General features: G+C 47.5%; 20 protein-coding genes. 3 read left to right on the top strand and 17 right to left on the bottom strand.

What is annotated here, in order from left to right; all coding sequences use genetic code 11:
• The first annotated feature begins 119 nt into the window (after window positions 1-119).
• On the top strand, window positions 120-1,136 hold the full coding sequence (locus EKM89_RS05125) for an agmatine deiminase family protein (RefSeq protein ID WP_225421818.1): 1,017 nt from the start codon (window positions 120-122) through the stop codon (window positions 1,134-1,136).
• A 311-nt stretch (window positions 1,137-1,447) separates the two neighbouring features.
• Here the strand turns inward: EKM89_RS05125 and EKM89_RS05120 are convergent, their stop codons facing one another.
• The 5 genes from EKM89_RS05120 to EKM89_RS05100 all read right to left on the bottom strand — a co-directional run bounded on the left by EKM89_RS05120 (window position 1,448) and on the right by EKM89_RS05100 (window position 5,282).
• A complete protein-coding gene (locus EKM89_RS05120; RefSeq protein WP_125686321.1) occupies window positions 1,448-2,254 on the bottom strand; it encodes an N-acyl homoserine lactonase family protein in 807 nt (268 codons plus the stop codon).
• A gap of 15 nt (window positions 2,255-2,269) precedes the next feature.
• On the bottom strand, window positions 2,270-3,028 hold the full coding sequence (locus EKM89_RS05115) for an acetoin reductase (RefSeq protein WP_125686319.1): 759 nt from the start codon (window positions 3,026-3,028) through the stop codon (window positions 2,270-2,272).
• 39 nt (window positions 3,029-3,067) lie between these two features.
• Window positions 3,068-3,532 (bottom strand): Rrf2 family transcriptional regulator, encoded by a 465-nt coding sequence (locus tag EKM89_RS05110; RefSeq protein WP_125686317.1) that lies wholly within the window; start codon window positions 3,530-3,532, stop codon window positions 3,068-3,070.
• A gap of 10 nt (window positions 3,533-3,542) precedes the next feature.
• The gene (locus EKM89_RS05105; protein ID WP_164510510.1) at window positions 3,543-4,118 is read right to left on the bottom strand and encodes an NAD-dependent epimerase/dehydratase family protein; all 576 of its coding nucleotides are present in this window, start codon (window positions 4,116-4,118) and stop codon (window positions 3,543-3,545) included.
• Between the two features lie 624 nt (window positions 4,119-4,742).
• A complete protein-coding gene (locus EKM89_RS05100) occupies window positions 4,743-5,282 on the bottom strand; it encodes a TetR/AcrR family transcriptional regulator (protein WP_125686313.1) in 540 nt (179 codons plus the stop codon).
• Window positions 5,283-5,450: 168 nt separating this feature from the next.
• Here EKM89_RS05100 and EKM89_RS05095 point away from each other — a divergent pair, with 168 nt between their 5' ends.
• A complete protein-coding gene (locus EKM89_RS05095; protein ID WP_125686311.1) occupies window positions 5,451-6,845 on the top strand; it encodes an MDR family MFS transporter in 1,395 nt (464 codons plus the stop codon).
• Window positions 6,846-7,099: 254 nt separating this feature from the next.
• Here EKM89_RS05095 and EKM89_RS05090 read toward each other — a convergent pair whose 3' ends face one another.
• From EKM89_RS05090 to EKM89_RS05060, 8 genes are all read right to left on the bottom strand, one after another.
• On the bottom strand, window positions 7,100-7,765 hold the full coding sequence (locus EKM89_RS05090) for a type 1 glutamine amidotransferase (protein WP_125686309.1): 666 nt from the start codon (window positions 7,763-7,765) through the stop codon (window positions 7,100-7,102).
• Window positions 7,766-7,947: 182 nt separating this feature from the next.
• Window positions 7,948-8,223, bottom strand: coding sequence for a DUF3781 domain-containing protein (locus EKM89_RS05085; RefSeq protein WP_125686307.1), 276 nt, complete (start codon window positions 8,221-8,223; stop codon window positions 7,948-7,950).
• On the bottom strand, window positions 8,207-8,458 hold the full coding sequence (locus EKM89_RS05080) for a hypothetical protein (RefSeq protein WP_125579977.1): 252 nt from the start codon (window positions 8,456-8,458) through the stop codon (window positions 8,207-8,209). The genes EKM89_RS05085 and EKM89_RS05080 overlap by 17 nt, the downstream gene beginning before the upstream one ends.
• 123 nt (window positions 8,459-8,581) lie before the next feature.
• Window positions 8,582-9,274, bottom strand: coding sequence for a 2,3-diphosphoglycerate-dependent phosphoglycerate mutase (locus EKM89_RS05075; RefSeq protein ID WP_125686305.1), 693 nt, complete (start codon window positions 9,272-9,274; stop codon window positions 8,582-8,584).
• Between the two features lie 166 nt (window positions 9,275-9,440).
• A complete protein-coding gene (locus tag EKM89_RS05070) occupies window positions 9,441-10,532 on the bottom strand; it encodes an AI-2E family transporter (protein WP_125686303.1) in 1,092 nt (363 codons plus the stop codon).
• Window positions 10,533-10,806: 274 nt separating this feature from the next.
• Entirely contained in the window at window positions 10,807-11,874 is a 1,068-nt protein-coding gene (locus tag EKM89_RS05065; RefSeq protein WP_225421817.1) for an ROK family protein, read from the bottom strand.
• Between the two features lie 63 nt (window positions 11,875-11,937).
• Window positions 11,938-12,147, bottom strand: coding sequence for a hypothetical protein (locus EKM89_RS14180; protein WP_225421816.1), 210 nt, complete (start codon window positions 12,145-12,147; stop codon window positions 11,938-11,940).
• Window positions 12,148-12,843: 696 nt separating this feature from the next.
• The gene (locus tag EKM89_RS05060) at window positions 12,844-13,752 is read right to left on the bottom strand and encodes a hypothetical protein (RefSeq protein ID WP_125686301.1); all 909 of its coding nucleotides are present in this window, start codon (window positions 13,750-13,752) and stop codon (window positions 12,844-12,846) included.
• 217 nt (window positions 13,753-13,969) lie between these two features.
• On the opposite strand from EKM89_RS05060, the gene EKM89_RS05055 reads away from it, so the two are divergent.
• Window positions 13,970-15,166 (top strand): SAM-dependent methyltransferase, encoded by a 1,197-nt coding sequence (locus EKM89_RS05055; protein ID WP_125686299.1) that lies wholly within the window; start codon window positions 13,970-13,972, stop codon window positions 15,164-15,166.
• A 309-nt stretch (window positions 15,167-15,475) separates the two neighbouring features.
• On the opposite strand, the gene EKM89_RS05050 is transcribed toward EKM89_RS05055, so the two are convergent.
• From EKM89_RS05050 to EKM89_RS05035, 4 genes are all read right to left on the bottom strand, one after another.
• Entirely contained in the window at window positions 15,476-15,682 is a 207-nt protein-coding gene (locus tag EKM89_RS05050) for a hypothetical protein (protein ID WP_125686296.1), read from the bottom strand.
• Window positions 15,683-16,087: 405 nt separating this feature from the next.
• Window positions 16,088-16,435, bottom strand: a complete 348-nt coding sequence (locus tag EKM89_RS05045; protein ID WP_125686294.1) for an AzlD domain-containing protein — start codon at window positions 16,433-16,435, stop codon at window positions 16,088-16,090.
• Window positions 16,436-16,452: 17 nt separating this feature from the next.
• Entirely contained in the window at window positions 16,453-17,253 is an 801-nt protein-coding gene (locus tag EKM89_RS05040; RefSeq protein ID WP_125686292.1) for an AzlC family ABC transporter permease, read from the bottom strand.
• Between the two features lie 209 nt (window positions 17,254-17,462).
• Window positions 17,463-17,957: a GNAT family N-acetyltransferase gene (locus EKM89_RS05035; protein WP_125686290.1), complete on the bottom strand. Its 495-nt coding sequence runs from the start codon at window positions 17,955-17,957 to the stop codon at window positions 17,463-17,465.

Genomic DNA, 17,957 nt, shown 5'->3' with positions numbered 1-17,957 from the left:
TCAAGGGGTATTCTTTTTTTAATCAAGAAAGGAGGACCATGATGAAATCGTTGAAGTTGGTGCTATGCTTCATTCTACTTCTCTTGAGTGGCTGCACGATAAACAAGGAGGCAACGCCCGTGGAACACTATTATTTTCCAAGTGAAACAGCAAAACATGAAGGAACTTGGCTGACCTGGCCCCATCGCTTCACTTATGGCCGGGCCTATCAGAATGAGATTACGCCCATCTGGGTAGCAATGACCAAAGCGTTGGTTAACGGCGAAAACGTTCACATCATCGCCTACGACGTCAAGGAACAGAAGCGTATTACAACCCGCTTGACCCAGGCGAAAATCCCCATGACCAAGGTGGACTTTACCATTTCAAAAAGTGACGACGTCTGGTCACGAGATACCGGTCCCCTGTTCGTTCGCACTTCAGCCGGTAAGCTGGCCATCGCAGATTTCAAGTTTAATGGTTGGGGCGATAAAACTGCACATAAGAATGATAATCACCTCCCCGCAGCAGTCGCCAAAGCTAAGAACCTACCGCTCCTCTCAATTCCTAACTTTGTTCTGGAAGGTGGTTCGATAGAACTGGATGGGCATGGCACGGCGATGTTATGCAAAAGTTCCGTCCTGAATCCTAACCGTAATCCTGGCATCAGTCAGGCCAAAGCAGAAACCTATTTGACGAAATATTTCGGCGTGATTCACTTTATCTGGCTTGACGGTGTTATCGGTGAAGACATTACTGACGCCCACATTGACGGCATGGCTAGATTCTACGATAGTCGGACAATTCTTACTGTGTCAAAGGCCGACTTTTATCAGCTTTACGAAGGGAGTCACCGACAAGATTATACTAAGCTCCAAACTGCGACCAATGCGCAAGGCAAGCCCTATAAATTGGTTACCCTACCAATGACCGCCAAAAAGGTGCGGGGCTTAGATTATAAGGGAAGCTACCTAAATTATTACGTGGGCAATGATGTCGTCCTTGTGCCGACTTATCACGATAAAAATGACCAGACTGCCTTAAAAATCTTCGGCCGTCTCTATCCGGATAGAAAGATTGTGGGCATTGATGTGACCGCGTTATATCAATATGGTGGGATGCTGCATTGCGTGACCCAGCAGCAACCAGCGGTCTAAAATGTAGAAAGAGCCTTGTAACTTTGACACAGGACAGGCCTATTTCAGCACGCAAAATCCACGGGTAAGTTCGCGCGGAACACTCTACTAAATGGGGCTAACCATCTTTACTTGAATCCCAGCTTTTCAGTATATCATCAGTATTCTAAGGCCAAAATATTAGTACTTCAAAATACGGCTAGACTCCCATTCAGGAAATCTAACCGTATTTATTCTATCGGCCAATTCAGTCTGAACTGGCTCTTCAGATTGGTTCTGCTCCCGTTATTCTACCGGCTGTCCATTTGCTAGGTAACATTTAGCAACCACGATCAAACCGTCAGTACACCTTCCCGTACCTGTCGATCGTGGTTAAAAATCACCCGGTCACACCGCGGGTCGGCAGCGCACGCCTGGACCCAGCCTAGTGCTGCCATTTCTTGAGTGGCACTGGTTAAGATACCGGGTAAGAGGAGCTTGGTCAAATTCAACTGGTCGTAACCCACGTCACTGGCTAACAACACGTAATGGCCATCGTCACCCGTCACCTTGATCGTCATCAGCCCAGCGGAATGTCCAGGCGTCAGAATCAGTTCAATGCGACCGTCGTTGAACAAGTCCCACGACCAGCCCAACGGACCGTGGTGTGTCTGTTGATAAGGAATCTCTGTCATCCGCAAGCCCTGCCACATCCGTTTGACGTAGCGTACATTGAACCGGGCGTTACCGGCGGCCAGTTCCCGCTCACTGACGTACACCGGTTGCGTCGGATTGACGTCCAGCAGCCCGCTGACGTGATCGGTATCCAAATGGCTCATCAACACGCAGTTGAGGTCACTGGTAAGAATTCCCCGCCGCTGCAAGTGCTCGGTCACCGACCAGCTCGCGGGCAACACCGGCTTGGCGGCGAAACGCGTTAGTCCCAACTCCTGTACAGGATGCTGCCGAACTTTCTGGCTCCAGCCGGCATCTACTAAGATGGGGCCGTTGGGGTGTTCAATCAGGTAACTGGACACCGGCAGCACCACCTGATGCTCCCGACCACGTCCTAGTCCAAGAGGCAGCCGCGAAGAGTTTCTGAACGGCGTGGCTTCGTCCACCCGCACCAGCCCCGTATGCCAGATTGAAATTTTCATCATGCTTCGCCTCCTGCGCTACTTATAAATGACCCCGCCATCAGCCACAATGGCTTGCCCAGTAATATAATCGGCTTTTTCACTCGCCAAGAAGGATACGACCTGCGCCACATCCTCGGGTTTCTCTGGCCGCCGCAACGCAATTCGTTGGGACCCTCGGGCAATCTCTTCTTCAACCGTAGTGCCGTTCTGTTCGGCATAGTTTTGTAAAATGGCGTTCATCATCGGCGTTTCAACGTAGCCCGGGCAGTAAGCGTTGACGGTAATCTGGTCGGCACCCAACTCCTTAGCAGCCCCCTGTGTCAGCGAGCGCACAGCGAATTTTGTTGCGGAATAACCACTGTGTTTTTCAGCCACGGAATAAGCCCCAATCGAGGCGGCGTTAATGATTTTTCCGTGGGAACCTTGCCGTTTAAACTGGGCAGCAGCGGCTTGAATACCGAACAGTACACCCTTCACGTTGACATCGAACAATGCCTGAAAATCATCCCCCGCCATGTCTTCCAACAAAATTTCCTTGGTGATTCCGGCATTGTTAATCATGACATCCAGCTGGCCAAAGTCCCGGACAACTTGGTCAACCAACTGGAACACGGCGTCGTGATCCGCTACGTTGACGCGATAAGCCCGCGCATTGGCCAACTCATCAGCCGTCGCCACCGCACTAGCGTAATCCATATCGGCAATCGCCACTTGAAAACCATCTGTAACCAGCTGACTGGCGATTGCCTTGCCAATTCCCTTACCGGCACCCGTAATAATCGCAACTTTTGTCATTTGAAACATCCTCCTTTAAAACTCACGTGACCTAATAATCTACAGTTGGCGCCAATCTACAACGCCAGATTCATAACTACCCGCTTCCAAAAAATGACTCAGTGGTACTTGTTTCAACGACGCAGCATAGGCGTCGTGAGCAGTCGTGAACGCATCCACCGCAATATCTTCGCTACGTTGAATGTGGGCAGCATCCCCAGGGAAAATTTTTGCTGCCAGATGAAGCGTCGGCAACGTTAACGTGTCCAGGTCGTCCAGCGCTGCACAAACGTCGTAGAGCGTGATGTCCGCCACACTCTTGTGAATGATGAAACCGCCATCCTTACTGGCAACCGATTCAATAAGACCAGCCGTCACCAGTTTGCGCAAAATCTTTTTCAAATAGGAATCGGAAACTTCCAGGCGCTGACTCAACAGTTGACTCTTCAGTGGCGCATGCGCCGTTTGGACAGCCATCATCAAGATGACGTAGATACCCTGTTCAATACTCTTACTAATTTTCATAATAGCCTCACTATTTCGCTAATAATTCATTTAATAAACTCGTCACGACGGTGTCCACTTTCACCGGCCTGAGATTGGGAACAATCACGCCTAAGACCCGTAGAAGGGGCACAAAGCGGGTCATCTGATCCTTGCGTCCGGCACCATAGACCAGCGTGGGTTCGACGAAGGCCAGTGGCGTGACGCTAGACTGAAGCTCCTGAATCAAGTCCTTTTTGATGGCAACGAACGCCTTGGGACCCAGTTTGCCGCCGATGAAACCCATAGCGGTTGGCTGGTATTGGTCCGCCAGCCGTTGCATCAATTGCGCGGGTAGCCGGTTGAAGTCCGCCAACTCTTGCGGATCATCCTTCGGACCACCGACCAGGTCGACGATATAATCAATCCGGGCCGGCAACGCGTCATCGGCTAGCTGCGGCCGTAGCAAATCCACCGCAACCCCGTGCACGTCGGAAAGATCTAAGCGGGTCGCTCCCGAGCGCGAGAGCAACCAGAATTCTGTGTCGGCATCGCGGGAACGCCACGCTTTAACGAGCTCCCGACCGATATAACCACTGCCGCCTAATAAAACGATATTTGTTGTCATGAACAGGCCCTCTTTTCTAAGACTTTTATTATCCACGGATAGTATATATCCATGGATATGGTAAGTCAAGGGATTCTTTCCTCGCAAATAAGTTTCCCTATAACTGACGGAACACGTAAACATAAGGCTAAGACAAATCTTAGTGTCACTAATTTTCAAGTGATAACTAAGCATTTTGCTACTCACCAATTTTCTACTAAGCTCACCGAAGCATTTTTTCTTTAATTCCCTAAAAGTGCTTTTTCGAAGTTCCTTTGAAAATCACCTACACCACAGCTGGTAACCTCTTTTCACTAGTGTTTGCCAACGCGTACTGGAACTCAACGACATTCAGCATCGGGCCAGCAATGAACAATGTCTTATTCATTGCTCATGATTACGAAAAACTCCCGGTCAAATACAACTGATTCTTTGGAAGGTTGCGCACTCACCCTTATTTCCATTAACCGGCTCACTTATGACTAGCTTTTTCTGCCGGTTAACGTCGTTGATAAGTCCGTAAAGATTTTTCCGTACGTTTTGGAGCGTCCTTTTTCACCATAGTATGCAAAAAATACGCTGTCCTCCCAAAGTGGGGGTCAACGTCTCTTGATTAACTTCTTGATACTTACGCAACTTCTACTCTTACCAGTACGCCAAATCCACTAACTGTGCCATTTCAACCGGTGTTTCTTGACAATCATCTTTTAACCATTGTCGCATCATCGCCCCAACCCCAGCCGTCAAAAAAGCCATCCGGTATCGGCGTTGGACAGGATTATGGGGCAGTCGCACTGCTATTTTTGTCATAAGCTTTTGAAATTCTGTAGAATCGAACAGGAAAATACCTGAGTGGCGTTGCAAGTACACTTGGTAGAAATAACGATTTTTATACACAAACTCAAATAAGCGCGTCATGACGAAAGCTAAGTTGTCCGGTGCTGCGACAAGTGCGTGATCTAGTAATTGAATCACCTGGGCCTGCTGGTCTAATTGAATTTTTTCGGCTAAATCATAAATGTCCTTGTAATGAACGTAAAAAGTACTGCGATTAATGTGCGCATGCACACATAGCTGCTTGACGTTCATTGGTTGCCGTACCGTTCGTTGTGCTAGCATTGTTAGAAACACGGATTTAATGTGCGCTTCAGTCTCTTGGGCGCGTTGGTTGTGTGCTGTATTCATGGAACCGTTCCTTTCTGATTTCAGGCATGCTATTGTCGCTTTGACTGGCTCCTCAATCTCTAGTCACGACTGCCATTATCCCAACACCCGTTGGCAGATTGTTGATTGCTTTTCCCCGTCACCAGCGTATACTACCACTCCGAGCCTATTGAGAGAAGGAGTCTTTTAATGACAAATCGTCAACGCACGTTAATTTTTCTAGATATCATGGTTACAGTCGTCTCGGGATCGGCTTTAGCCACTGCCTTAAGCACGGCCCTGCCCGTGATGATCACCCAATTTCACGTTTCAGTCACCACGGGCCAATGGCTGACTAGTGGTTTTTCCCTCGCGATGGGGATTGTGATGCCATTAACCGCATTCTTAATTACCCGGTTCCCAACGAAACCGCTCTTCATTTCCGGGATTTCCCTGTTGATTGCGGGGATGGTCGTCTCGGTGATTGCTCCTAATTTTACCATTATGATGATTGGCCGGGTCATGCAAGCACTCGGTACCGGTCTCTTGAGTGCAATGGCGCAAGTCATTCTACTGGCCATTTACCCGCCAGAAAAGCGTGGATCAATTATGGGCTGGTACGGGCTGTCCATCGGGGCGGCTCCCGTCCTGGCACCAACCCTGGCCGGAATCCTCGTCGACACCTGGGGTTGGCAATCTATTTTCTACTTAATTATTGGTCTGTTAACGGTTGCGTTAATCATGGCGCTGCTCGTCTTTAAAAATGTCTTGGACGTCCGCAAGCAGAAATTTGATGTCAGCTCATTTGTGATTAGCGCCATCGCCTTTGCCGGCCTCACCATTGGCATTGGCAACGTCGGCACAGCGAAGTTTGTCTCCGTCACTGTCCTGTTACCCATTGTTCTGGGGCTACTAGCTGGTGTGCTTTTTACACGAAGACAGCTTAAACAAACCGATCCTTTTCTGGACTTAACGACCTTCAAAAACCGTAATTTCAGTCTCGCCGTCATCGGTAGTGTCTTACTCTACTTTGCAATGATGGGGTCTTCAATTATCCTACCGTTAATGGTCCAAACCGTGCAAGGTGCTTCCGCCACGGTAGCCGGACTAGTCACACTACCAGGTTCCCTAGCAATGGCCATCATTAGTCCCTTTGTCGGCCGAATCTATGACCGTTTCGGGATGCGACGGCTGTTTATTGTGGGCGGAATCAGCCTGGTTCTCAGTAACCTGGGCATGGTCCCACTTGGTGTCCACAGCTCACTGATTACTTTTGCGGCCTGGAACGTGCTCCGAAGCGTCTCTATTGGCTGCCTGATGATGCCACTGGTGACTTGGGGGATGGCTAGCTTTACGCCAACACAAATGGCCCACGGCACTGCACTAATCAATGCACTCCGAACGATTGGTGGCGCCATTGGTTCCGCAATCTTTGTTGGCGTCATGAATTTCGTCGCTAAAAATACGAGTCAGTTGGCCGTCAGTTCCGCTCTGATGCGTGGGGTCAACGTGGCCTACCTGGGAATGGCGGTGGTGTCAGTCGGGTTACTGGTCGTTGCCTTCCTAACGCCCAAACGTACGTCGACAACGGCACCGTTAGATTAATTTTTCATCTGCAAACAGTCAGTTATTGGGTGCTTCCCCTTAACCACGAAAGGACTTCACTTGTGCATTGCACCCCTCAAGGATTGGCCGTTCTTTTTGAAGATATTCGGGTCTAGTATTAGTGACTGATTAGCCGGCGTCGGTATTTTCCGTTAAAAAAAGCCAGCCGGTATCGACGTTGATCAGACAATTAAGGGACTGGACCGATGAGGATTTCCTCAAAGGCCCAGTCCCTTAGTTATTCGGTAACATCATCATTCAATAATATAATCTAAAATAGCAAACAATGCCCGTTCATTTTTTCCAGACACCGTTACCCGTAAAATATCTTCGGCGGTCTGATTCAGCACCGATCCCTTGATATAGGGAAAATCATTGACGACCATCTCGCGCACATTGTTCTGGCGGGGTTCAACGTGAAACTGAAGCCCCACAACCCGGTGATTCAGCACAAATCCCTGGTTACGAACTGCCGCACTCGCAAATAGCCACGTCGCCTCGGTCGGAATCTCAAACATCTCTTCGTGCCAATGCAACACATTTAGATTGTCTGGTAGATTCGGAATCACTGACGATTGCCGATATACCGGCACCCAACCGACTTCCTTAGTCGGCGCTTTGCTGACCGGATAACCCAGGGCTTTCGTAATTTGCTGCGCACCGTAGCACGCGCCAAACATGGGGACATCGCGCGCCAACAAGTCTTGAATGAGCACCCGTTCGGCTTTGATCCACGGCAAATCATCGTTAGGACTCATTGGCCCACCCAAAATAATCAGCATGTCTGTTTCTACTGCCGTGGGAAGTTGGCCGAACTGATAGGGATGATACGTAAACAACGCATGACCGTGCAATTCGGCCCAAGTCGCAATGCTCCCGGGACCTTCATTTGGTGTATGTTGCAAAACATTTATGCGCATAAAGAACCTTTCCATCACCGGCAATGTTGGTCATGGGTATCGCCTGCAAATCCCCAAGATACAGGTATTGTACCACGCTCTTTGGAAGAAAGACAGATTACTTTTAACTTTGCATGGCGTTAACTTGCCCATCACAAAAGGCTAGATTCCCAACAGGAAATCTAGCCTTATTTGTTTGCTTATTATTTTGATAGTCGATTGACTGTAATCAACCGGTAATTGTGGGAATTGACTGTCAGTTGGCTTTTCCTCCTCTGATTAGCCACGTAATAGTTCTTACCACGCTGCTCAACCAAAGAGTCCGGATCACGTAAGATGGCCTGTACCCATGCCTCAGTCTCACTGTGTGACCAGTCAACTGAGAGCTTCTTGTTCACCCGCTGATACACCAACTCGGTATAGCAGACGTTCTCACTGATTTTTACCAGTAAGGCCCTCTGGCTAGCTGGCGTCCGCATTTTCCGTCACAAACGTATGCTTGTCATCCAGCACGTACTGGAACTCCACAGCGTTCAACATCAAGCTAGCCTTGAACAACGCCTTGATGCCCTGCTCATTACTCATGACCACAAAGAACTCCCGGTCGGTGCCACTCACGCGTTGGAAGGTCTCATACTCCCCCTTGAAACCTTCCTTACGAAACAGCGCGATAATCTTCATCATTTCAATCTGGGTGACTTCTTTTTCTGCCAATGCAATCTCTTTTCTTTATGCTAAATTTTCGGTCAAAAGTGGCCCGCCTAGTGACCGCTAGTGACATTTTTCCCCATGAAAAAGCCGCCTCTACATTCAAGGCGGCTTCAACGAATCAGGGAATTACTTACCCATCTTCGTCTTGCTAGTCATGTTTAACTTATCATCGAAGTCGTAGACAACTGGTTCGCCGGTTGCCATTTCAAGATCCATGATGTCATCATCAGAGATCCGTTCGATGTATTTGCTTAAGGCACGTAATGAGTTACCGTGAGCGGCGATGATGACGTTCTTGCCATCAAGCAACTTTGGGGCAATTTCATCTTCCCAGAAAGGCATAACGCGTTCCAGGGTAACCTTTAAGTTTTCACCACCGGGCACGATGTTAGGGTCCAAGTTAGCGTAACGTGGGTCCTTAACGGCTGAACCTTCAGCGTCTGCATCCAAGAGTGGTGGCAAAACGTCGTATGAACGACGCCAGATGTGAACTTGGTCGTCGCCGTACTTTTCAGCGGTTTCCTTCTTGTTCAGGCCTTGTAAAGCACCGTAGTGACGTTCGTTCAAACGCCAAGTCTTGGTTTCTGGAATCCAGAGTTGGTCTGATTCTTCCAAAACGTAGTGTAACGTCTTGATTGCGCGCTTGAGAACTGACGTGTAAGCGTAGTCGAATTTCATGCCAGATTCCTTGATCTTTTGACCAGCGGCCTTGGCTTCTTCAACACCCTTTTCACTTAAGTCAACGTCAACCCAGCCAGTGAACTTGTTTGCTAAGTTCCATTCACTTTGGCCGTGGCGAATCAATACTAATTTTGCCATCACTGATAACCTCTTTCTGTCGTAGAATACCTTGTCATTTTACACCATCTGTCGCTAAATTTCAGCTCAATTGTGCAGTTCTTTACATGTAACCGTTTTCTTCTGTGAAGACTCCCATTTTAACCGCAAAAGCGGCCTAACCACATTGGCTAGGTCGCTACATCTACTACTCATCTTTTTCGTTGCCCTGACCGTGTTTCTTGCGGTATTCTCGCAACTTCTGCACATCCACGTGCGGCGTTGGGTGCAGGCCATGAACCGGCCGAACGCCCAGAATATCCAGGAAGAACGTGAAGATTGGGACCCCGACGATCAAGCCCCAGACGCCAAATAATTGTTCGCCCGCCAACAACACGACGAACGTATAGAAAATTGGCAATTCCGTTCTGCTCGACATAAATTTCGGATTCAACACGTAGGCTTCCAACGCATGGACCACCACGATCATAATCAAAATATAAATAACGTAGCGCAGGCCGCCGACCGAGTACCCCAAAATGGCTAACGGGATGATCGACACGATGACCCCGGCCACTGGAATCAGGCTCAGCACGAAAATCATGATGCCCAACGTTGCTAATTGCGGCATCCCCATAATTGCCAGCACAATCGTCGTAATGACCGTGTTGCACAGTGCAATGAAGAATTGCGCTTCCAGAACAACCCCGAACGTGTTGACAAATTTCGTGGCAAAGAAGCTCACGTCGGAGAAGAACCAGCCATAGGTACTGGTCAGGAACCGTTTGGAGAACTCACCCATCTGCTTACTTTCAATAGTGAAAAAGAAACTCAAGATCATCGACATGAAGAGTGTGACCCCAAACGACCCAATTGTCGAAATGTAGGTCAGCACCAATTTTGCCCCATTTTGTAGTTGACTAACAATATCTGATGTCTTGATATAATTGGTGACGTAACTAATAACCTCGTTGCCATCATTCGCCGGATTCTGATAGAACTTGTATAAACTTTCAATCCCGGTAATCGACGACTTCAAAATCTGTGGTAAATACGTCGTCACCGCACCATAGAGAAGGCCCAGAATCAGAATGTACGTGACCGCCACGATAAGTGTAGGTGGCAGCTTCACAAACTTTCGAATTCCCTTAACCAATTGTAGGACTAAAAATGTAAAAATAAACGTCAACAGAATCATGTTCATTTCGGCTCTAATCAGCCACAACACGAAGATAATCAGCGCCAACACGGTAAAGCGCCGGAGCTGAACATTTTCAACAAAGCGTTGCCATAAACTCACTTGTGAATCTCCCCCATCCAATTATCTCAGCAATAGCTTCATTATACCCTATGCCGTCCGTTTTCCTTAGTGTTTTCATCGGTCAGTTAAATCTAAACCAGGCTAAAGGTTGAAAGCCAAAATGTTTGCGTTACTCTTGCGACAGTAGAAATTGTCACGGCTAAATTAGTGAGAACAGCCGCACTCCGGCTATCGGCCATATCAGACGGTCGGTCCTAACAGGGCTTATAGAAAAAAAGAACCCAGCCACCGCCAGGTTCTTCCGCATGTTTAACTATGATTCGACTCCCTCTAAAACTGCCGACCGCTGATTGCCGAACGTCAACTGTAAGTCGTCCAGTCCCAGGGCCTTGTGGATGATGGCCGAAGCCCCACCCATTAAGGATGCTTCCTTCGAGTTCTTCGTTAAGAGTAACGGCGCTTTCCGTAAGATAGCCATTTGGCTCACGTAGTCGCGAACCTTATCCATCAGTTCTGGCAACAGCTCCAAGATTGGCGCGTTGACCACGATGGCGTCTGGGGCAAACGTATTGGAAAGATTCCCCAGCACCTTGGCTAAGTAGTACGTAAATTCATCTAAAATGGACAGGAGTTCTGGTCGATGACCTAAATAATCCCGGCGAATCCGGTTCACATCTACGCGGTCTAGCTTTTGATAGGCCATGATCCGCTGGAGCACTGCTCCCTCAGCCACATAATGGTTGACTGTCTCTACATTTTCCTCACGGTAACGGTCGGCCATTGGACAGGTTCCAATGTTACCTGCTTCACCGTTATGCCCACGATACAGCTGTTCTTCCGTAATGATCCCGGCTGAGACTTGGTCGCGAATCGTTACGGAAATGAGGTTACGATACACGCCTTCGCCGGCAAAGTCCCGTTCATAAATGGCGGATTCATTTGCTAAATTTTCCAAGACAACTGGCACTTGGAACTTGTCGCTAAAGTACTTTGCGAGATCAAAGTTCTTAAACCCTTTCAATGAGGCGGCTAAAATCTGATTTTCATAAATAACACCGTCTAGTCCAAAGGCAATCCCTAGCAGCCGTGAATCACTGGCCGCCATAGTATTCGCGATTCGTTCATCAATCATGTCGAGCACCGTCGCGAGATCTACGTCGCGGGTCGACACACTCTCATAATTTTCCGACCGGCCATCCAACCGACTCGTCACGACTGAAAATCGTGACCGTAAAATATTGATGCTGATAACATAGCCATACCCCACGTTTAGCAATGCCATCACTGGTTTCCGTCCGCCGTTACGGGTGCTGACACCGTGACCAACCTCACGGATCAGCCCTTCATGTAGTAACTGGCTATAAATATCAGAAACCGTCACCTTGTTCAAACTCAGATTACGCGAAATTTGACTACGCGAAATGGGTCCGGCGTTGACAATCTGCTATAAAACTTGTTTCTCATTGGTTGTACGCATAATGTGTTTGTTGATAATCATAATTTTCTTGGTAACGCCACGCCCCCAACAGCTTCGTGGTGATTCGGGAATCAAATCAGTTTTAGGTCGCCCCATCCCCCAAGATTGGTGCTCACCCGCTATCGGGAAGGCTGCGTTACCTGACCCCCCTTGTAGAATTTCTGATTCTACATACATAGTAAATCACCCTTACCAATTTGGGATAAATAACGACTCGTGAAATTTATGGTCGTTTTTAGCCTAAATATTCGGGAAATCGTTGCTATTAATGGTTTTATCCCGTCAAAATCATACACATACCAATTAATTTTATTGTTAAGATTATTAATCTATTTGTTTGCTGACTTTACCTTCATGTCAAATTTTGTGACCATTTCGTTTAATATGGTTAGTTCGCCTTCCTAATTACAACTTTATCTGGACTTTTAGGGGTGATTTATGTTGTGGGCAATAATCTTTTAGACAAGCTGTGGAAAATTCTAGGTTAATACCAGCTGATTCGCACTATTTTACCAAGGATCACACTTGCTATGGGAGACAAGAATGTCCGGCTTCTCGCGCACTTTTAAACCATCCATGTTGATAGCTCCCACTATTTTCATAGCCGCCGCCCTCCTCCAGCGCTACTTATTTTCCCGCTGATATCGATTGGACGTCCTAATTCTCCCATCTATCTGTAAGGACTGCTATGAACATCACGCAGCCGTCACGAACCGTTTTACCTGCACCACTCTCCAGATTTCATAGCTAATAAGGCGTCGAGGCTCTGGCAACGCAACCCCAAGAATCGATTGTCAGCCACTCCCAACCCTTTAAAACTTTCAATCTAAAAAAACAAGCCCACCTGCTCAGTGAACTTGCTTTTCAATTATCCTACTTCAAATACTGAGCCGTGTACTTCGTCAGTGACATGTCCTTCTTGTTCGCTTGTTGAATGGCAACCCGAACGTCTTGGTCACTCATGGCATCGGCTTGGCCACCGGCTGCGTTGATCGTCTTTCTTGCATTGTTGATCTGTGCTGCCGTGATCGTCTTGCCGTTCAATTCCTGTTGGCTCTGCGTCACAGTGTATTCGTTGCTACCAGAGTATGCACTCGCCGCTGACTGTTCGGAAGAGGTCAGTGAGGCGCTCGAACTACCGCTCGTTGCGTTATTACTACTAGAGTCATCACTACTGCTACTCGTCGAGGAATCACTGCTGCTGGCTTCCGTGACCGAGCTGGATTGTCCGGCATTGTTAGCCTTCCGTAATTGCAGTGCTTGATCATACAACCCCTTGTAGTAGACTTCACGGAACTTCGCGTTCGTAAAGAGTTCGTCCAGCGTCGTGTTGGATTGTCCGTAGTTCAACGCCTTATTTTGCCCTTGCGCCTTGGTCAGGATCTTCTTGAACTGCTTGTAGTTGGCCCGAATCAACTTGATCTTCTTGACTTGCTTCGTTGCCCGCGTCACTAAGACGCTGGACCCACCAGCCGTGTCCTTGACGGTTTGATAGTGCTTTTGGGCAACCGCAAAGTGCCGCGCATCCAGCGCATTTTCACCGGAAACGTAGCGTTGCGTCTGCGTTAAGTATTTTTGCGCCGTCTTATCATTTAATCGCCGTTTCAATGCATTCTGGAAATAACTTTCGGCTTGTGTGTAATGTTTACTTTCAATGGCAGTACGCCCGTTGGCCATTGCCGCTTGGTACTCTTTGGTTGTCGCGTGATGATTTGAATACGCGTAACCACCAATCAGCAGTGCCACAACGATTGTTGCCACGACCCATACCCATTTTTTCAAAGTGAAAGACCCCCACTGGTTAATTGTAGCTACATTATACCATGCCTCCTCGCCGAATCGACGATTTTAGCCACAGGGAATCGGTCAAGCGGAAGTTTAACCGCTTACATTGAAACGTCTCCTTACACTATCCCTCCTAGGAGGCGTATAATGGCTGAGTATAATTCGTTTTCTTTGTGTTCAAAATTTAACAAGAAAACCGGAAAGGACTCCTGACATGCTTGAAAAAACATTTTACAAAACGTTTCTAAGCCATACCTTCAACATCCCCGTCCGCGTTAACTACTGGGACGGCAGTAGCGATGTTTACGGGACTGGCACTCCTGAGATCACCATCACCTTTCACGAGGCCATTCCGGTCAAGGAAATCTCCCGCAACGCGTCTATCGCGCTGGGAGAAGCTATTATGGATGGCAAGATTGAAATCGATGGCAGTATTGAGGACCTGCTGACGGCTGCTTACGAAAATGCCGACAGTTTCTTCCATAATAAGAAGTTTATCAACTTTTTGCCCAAGCAAAAGCACACGGAAAAGGAAAGCAAGGCCGACGTACAAAACCACTATGATATTGGGAATAACTTCTACAATCTGTGGTTAGACGACACCATGACTTATTCCTGTGCCTACTTTGAAACGCCTGAAGATGACCTCTACACGGCACAAATGAATAAGGTTCACCATATCATTAAGAAGCTTGATCCCCAACCTGGGAAGACCCTCTTAGATATTGGCTGTGGCTGGGGCACGTTGATGCTGACGGCTGCTAAGGAATACGACTTGCACGTGACAGGGATCACGTTAAGTCAGGAACAGTATGACTATGTCAACCAGAAGATCAAAGACGAAGGCCTCGAAAATGTCGCTGAAGTTCGTTTGGAAGACTACCGTGAACTGGGCAACGAACAGTGGGATTACATCACTTCCGTTGGGATGTTCGAGCACGTTGGCCAAGAAAACTTAGGTCAATACTTCGAGTGCGTTCAGAAGTATCTGATGAACGATGGGGTCGCTCTAATTCATGGGATAACTCGTCAACAGGGTGGGGCCAACAATGGCTGGCTCAACAAGTGGATCTTCCCCGGTGGCTACGTTCCCGGCTTGATTGAAAACACCACGCATATCATTGAAAGTGGTCTGCAGATCGACGACATGGAGCCACTACGTCGTCACTACCAAAAGACCGTTGAAATTTGGGACAAGAATTTCAATGAACACCGTGATGAAGTGACCAAGATGTTCGACGATCGGTTCGTTCGCATGTGGGATCTTTATTTACAAGCTTGCGCAGCGTCCTTCAAATCTGGTAATATTGACGTGATTCAGTATTTGATTTCTAAGGGCCCTTCAGCCCGGATGTTGCCAATGACCCGTGACTATATGTATACGGACAGTCATGCCGAGGTAACTAACTAATTCAAATGAAGTCGTGCGACCGCGGATTGCGCGACGGAAAAGACACCAACTGACGGATTGATCACCGTTGGTTGGTGTCTTTTTTACGGGGAATTATAGGCTGAATAACAACATTAGCCTTCCTTTGGCACCATTCGTCCTTTATTTTTTTCTCGAATCTTAGTAAAGTCCCCAGCAACCGTTGGGGTCTGGTAAACCCAACATCGTCATGGTCCAGTACCCGCTTTAGTAGCAAACAAATTTACAGGTCTTGTAAATTCAAAAAGCTCTCCGTAGATTCCCAATCGAACCTACAGAGAGTTTTTTACTTTAGTCCAAGTCCAATTCTTTCAAAGTATCCCGCCACGACAGATTCGTCATTGGCCGTTTTGCCACGCGTTCAGTTGGCCGGCTCTCCAGGCTAACTGCAACCACCTGCTTAATGTAATCCTCATCATTGATGCGGTGCAGGCGCGTATAGCTCTCTAACCGTCGTTCTGTTTCCTTATCTAAACGAATCGAAATTGTTTCTGCCATTATGCATGGTACCTCTTTTCTGCGGCCAACCATAGGCTTTTTTATAGGATAGGTCAATTAAAAAGATTGCAACGCTGTCCTTAAAGCCAAAACTAAATTTGCTTATCGCCATTAAGAATAGCACGCATTAAATCCGGCATAGCTTGTATCTGTGCCATTAGTTGATAATTCATCATTTTCCCCAAAAAAATTTTTTTAACCTGCAGAAAACTTGCAGAAAACCTGCAGATTAAATATCTCGTTAACCCCTGGTATGACAGCTTTTAGGATATATCATCACTTCAAAATCTGCAGAAAACCTGCAGAAAACGCTCACACATCAGCAGCTAAATCGGTCAGTACTTTATATAAAAGAGCCAGACTAGATTTACTCTAACCCGACTCTACTAAATTTATTCATTTTAATCACGCAATAAACATCGATAACAGGAACACCGCAACCAACCCGGTAATCACCGAAAGCGCCATTGATCGCGTTCTGTAGGCGATAATGACCACCACGACGGCCGCCAGCATTTCTGAAAAATGGTTTAAAATCAGCGCATAGCTCGCACTGTCGATGAAGACATCTTTAACGACCAGCGCCGTAAACAGCGACACCGGCACAAACTTCATCCATTCGTTGAACCATTCGGGAATTGCCCGTTTGGTGAATAACATTAGGGGTAGAAAGCGCGGCACAAAGGCAACGCAAAAGCCCAAAATGATCAACCAAAAGTGTTGCGTACTGTTCCACGTATTAACTGCACTCATATAGCGTCTCCCGTATCCTATTCGTCCGTATTTTCAACCGCTGACTTCTTTGCGCCCGGCCCCCGTAGTTTCCACAGCCAATGACTGTCGGGTAAATGCTTCCGCAAAGTCGTCTCTAAGTAGAATCCAATCAGCGAAGCAATGATCGTCGAAATGACCAATCCCAACGTACTCTTGGTCAGCATCATACATACCGCTGCCAGCACGCCAGAAATCAGGCAGATCACAACCGTCAACCGGTTCTTGATCTGCATCACGATCATGTACAAGAAGAGCGCCGTCAGGGCAAAGTTTACAATTCCCAAGTCAATCTTCAATGTGCTGCCGATCAAGCTGCCGACAACGTTACTGACAGCCCAGAACAGTAAGGAGTAGTGTTCCACCATCAAGGCTTCCTTACCCGTCCATTTTTTATCAGTGGCGAATTTTAAGTAGTTAATCGCATAGTTTTCATCGTTTAAAGACACCGCAAAAATAAATAGAAAATGATTGGGTTGTCCCTTTAAGTAAGGCGATAAACTCGAACTCAGTAAAGCATACCGTAGCTCCAAGAAGAACAGCATCAAAACAATTGAAAGTAATGGGGAATTAATGGTCAACATCGTGGCAATTAAAAATTGTGCCCCACCTGAAAAGACCATGATTGACACTAATCCAGTCAGCAAGGTATTAAATCCTGCCGCGTGTAGCAAAATCCCACAAGCCAGCCCAATTGGGATATAACTCAAGTTAAGGGGCATGGCAACCCGCAGTGTGGACCGCCATAAGGGTTCATTGGGATCCGTAACCTGCTTGGGGTTTGGCCGTCGTTTATTCAAGAATGTTTGCCTCCGTCGAATACTCTGAGATATGAATCAGGTTAACGGGTTTACCCATTAGCCATAAAACCACACGATGATATTTTAACATGTTTCAAGTCATTTTCATATAATAAGTCTAATATTTATCAAGCTGTATCCGGGATTTAACCCGGTTTGCTTCTCCCTTTGTGAAAAAATTCAGTCCGCTTTCATAAGACCGATACCGCCTACAAATGCTTCCCGTAAACTTCTAAATCAGCCGAGAAGCCGGCCATCTCAGCGATTGCTGGTAAGTGGCCCCAGTGTGCGTACCCGGCCCTTTCAAACAATCTGCGACTTGCCTGATTATGACCAAATATCCGTGAAATTATTGTCGTAATTCCCAGCTTGGCCGCCTGATCTTCTGCCCAGGCCACCGCTTGCCGACCTAGATGTTGTCCCTGAGCGGTATGGGTCAAATAAAGGGCTATTTCGGCCGTATAACGGTACCCTGCACGATTGCTATAAGGTTCCAAGCCAATGAATCCAACGACGTTACCAGCGCTCTCAATCACCCATAACGGAAAGTGGTCATTGGAGAACTCCGCGAACCAAGGTTGGCGTTGACTAACTGTCACTGACGTCAGGTCGGCAGTGCTTCCTTTTGTGGCAATGGCCTCATTATAGATGGCCACGATACTCGCTTGATCAGTGGCGGTTGCAAAACGAAATGTTGCCAGCAT

The organism is Levilactobacillus fujinensis (assembly GCF_003946335.1).
Taxonomy (GTDB): Bacteria; Bacillota; Bacilli; order Lactobacillales; family Lactobacillaceae; genus Levilactobacillus; species Levilactobacillus fujinensis.
Note: the sequence above shows the minus strand (reverse complement) of the source record. Positions and strands in the feature narration are given on the sequence as shown.

What these genes read in the sequence shown, in the direction of transcription:
- EKM89_RS05120 (WP_125686321.1), bottom strand. Translation starts at nt 2,254, where the DNA reads ATGATGAAAATTTCAATCTGGCATACGGGGCTGGTGCGGGTGGACGAA.
- EKM89_RS05115 (WP_125686319.1), bottom strand. Translation starts at nt 3,028, where the DNA reads ATGACAAAAGTTGCGATTATTACGGGTGCCGGTAAGGGAATTGGCAAG.
- EKM89_RS05110 (WP_125686317.1), bottom strand. Translation starts at nt 3,532, where the DNA reads ATGAAAATTAGTAAGAGTATTGAACAGGGTATCTACGTCATCTTGATG.
- EKM89_RS05105 (WP_164510510.1), bottom strand. Translation starts at nt 4,118, where the DNA reads ATGACAACAAATATCGTTTTATTAGGCGGCAGTGGTTATATCGGTCGG.
- EKM89_RS05100 (WP_125686313.1), bottom strand. Translation starts at nt 5,282, where the DNA reads ATGAATACAGCACACAACCAACGCGCCCAAGAGACTGAAGCGCACATT.
- EKM89_RS05095 (WP_125686311.1), top strand. Translation starts at nt 5,451, where the DNA reads ATGACAAATCGTCAACGCACGTTAATTTTTCTAGATATCATGGTTACA.
- EKM89_RS05090 (WP_125686309.1), bottom strand. Translation starts at nt 7,765, where the DNA reads ATGCGCATAAATGTTTTGCAACATACACCAAATGAAGGTCCCGGGAGC.
- EKM89_RS05085 (WP_125686307.1), bottom strand. Translation starts at nt 8,223, where the DNA reads ATGCGGACGCCAGCTAGCCAGAGGGCCTTACTGGTAAAAATCAGTGAG.
- EKM89_RS05075 (WP_125686305.1), bottom strand. Translation starts at nt 9,274, where the DNA reads ATGGCAAAATTAGTATTGATTCGCCACGGCCAAAGTGAATGGAACTTA.
- EKM89_RS14180 (WP_225421816.1), bottom strand. Translation starts at nt 12,147, where the DNA reads ATGTATGTAGAATCAGAAATTCTACAAGGGGGGTCAGGTAACGCAGCC.
- EKM89_RS05055 (WP_125686299.1), top strand. Translation starts at nt 13,970, where the DNA reads ATGCTTGAAAAAACATTTTACAAAACGTTTCTAAGCCATACCTTCAAC.
- EKM89_RS05050 (WP_125686296.1), bottom strand. Translation starts at nt 15,682, where the DNA reads ATGGCAGAAACAATTTCGATTCGTTTAGATAAGGAAACAGAACGACGG.
- EKM89_RS05045 (WP_125686294.1), bottom strand. Translation starts at nt 16,435, where the DNA reads ATGAGTGCAGTTAATACGTGGAACAGTACGCAACACTTTTGGTTGATC.
- EKM89_RS05035 (WP_125686290.1), bottom strand. Translation starts at nt 17,957, where the DNA reads ATGCTGGCAACATTTCGTTTTGCAACCGCCACTGATCAAGCGAGTATC.